Here is a 1,424-nt window from a genome sequence, read left to right as displayed (position 1 = left end):
CATTCCGAGGGCTTCACCGAGCGCGGCGAAGTCGTTAAAACGGCGGCTGTTTGTGTCCTTGGTCATGGCGCAAATCCTTGGCAGTGGTTCGCGAATAGGGTCGGGAGAGGGCTGCTACCCTCTCCCTTCCCGTCGGCTCTTAGAACGCGGGGATTTCGTCGTTCAGTTGCTCGGCAAGGCGGCCGTCGTCGGTGGCATTGCCTTCCCCGAAAGCATCGTCACGCTGGCGGCGACGCGGCTGGCGGCTGCCGTCCATGGCTTCGCGGCGAGGCGATTGGCGGTTCCAGACCACCCGGTAGCCTTCCTCGGGCTCGCCGAAGAGCATGATCTGGAGCGGTTCGGCAAGGCTGGGGTCTTCGAGACGGCCCTGATAGAATACCTCGCCGGTCGAGTTGCTGGTGGCTTCCCACAGCGCCCCGATCTGCACCCAGCGCCGCGCCACGTTCAGCGCAACGATCTCGTAGGCTGGGGCCTTCTCGTTGTCGCTGTCCACCGGGCGCATGCCGAGACGGGCAAGGTCGATGGAAACGGTGGCGATCGAACCCAGAAGCTGACCATTGACGAGCTTGAAAGTACCGATGTTCATAAGACGTACTCCTATTAATCGGGGCTTCTCCCCTAGTCTTCGGGCCGGGGCCTCTCCCCTTCCCTTCCGACACACTAATTCTACACCCTCTACTCTAAATACAGAATAACATTGATTTCTTGACAGTATTTCATCGTACATGGTGAGTCCGAGCAGACTAGAGGCCCCGGCCAGGGGCCGTAACAAACAAATAAATGTCGCATTGGCCGCGTAAGCGGGCAATTCTTCTTTTACTATGTTGTTGGGCGCAGCCCTGGCCTGATTTCATCGCACACGGAGCCGTCCTCGCAGGGTCGCAAGGGGCGGGCGCGGCCAGCGGGGGCAACAGAAATCGCGGAGGGTCCGCCCGCAGGGTGGAAACCGTTATTTCTGTTGAGGCGCCAGAGGCGCCGACCCCGGCGGCCGGGTCTGCCACGCAGGGACACTGGGAGGCGGCGCAGGGTGCGATGAAATCACTGGCCCAAAAAACACCATCATGCGCTTCGCGCATGATTCCTTAGCCGAAGGCTGAATGCGCGGCGCTGCCACCGGCACATGGTCCGATCCGCGCCAGAGAAGCGAGCCCGATGCCCAAGACGCATGACCGATGGATCCGACAACCGCGGCCATACGCCGGGCAAGGGATCGTCACCCGCAGGGCGGAGACCCGCGCAGCGGGGCTCCGGGAGCCGAAGGCGACTAGAGCCCGGTCCCGCCCCGGCGGGATGCCCCAGACCAGGACACCAGTTCTCCACCCCGCCGGGCGCCCCCGTGATGCATGCTCGATACCCCGCATGCCCGCTTGACGACTCCGGCTCGTTAGCCGACGAGCCCCGTCCACCATTTCGTCACGCCGAGA

At 63.1% G+C, this 1,424-nt stretch carries 1 protein-coding gene; it reads right to left on the bottom strand.

Going from position 1 to position 1,424, the window contains the following annotated elements; all coding sequences use genetic code 11:
* Positions 1-139 precede the first annotated feature (139 nt).
* Complete coding sequence (locus tag OKA11_RS24285; RefSeq protein ID WP_267225183.1) at positions 140-586, bottom strand: DUF736 domain-containing protein; 447 nt, start codon at positions 584-586, stop codon at positions 140-142.
* Positions 587-1,424: the final 838 nt, after the last annotated feature.

The sequence above is a fragment of the Novosphingobium clariflavum genome, from assembly GCF_026420865.1.
GTDB lineage: Bacteria > Pseudomonadota > Alphaproteobacteria > Sphingomonadales > Sphingomonadaceae > Novosphingobium > Novosphingobium clariflavum.
This window is presented reverse-complemented; position numbering and strand designations above follow the sequence as displayed.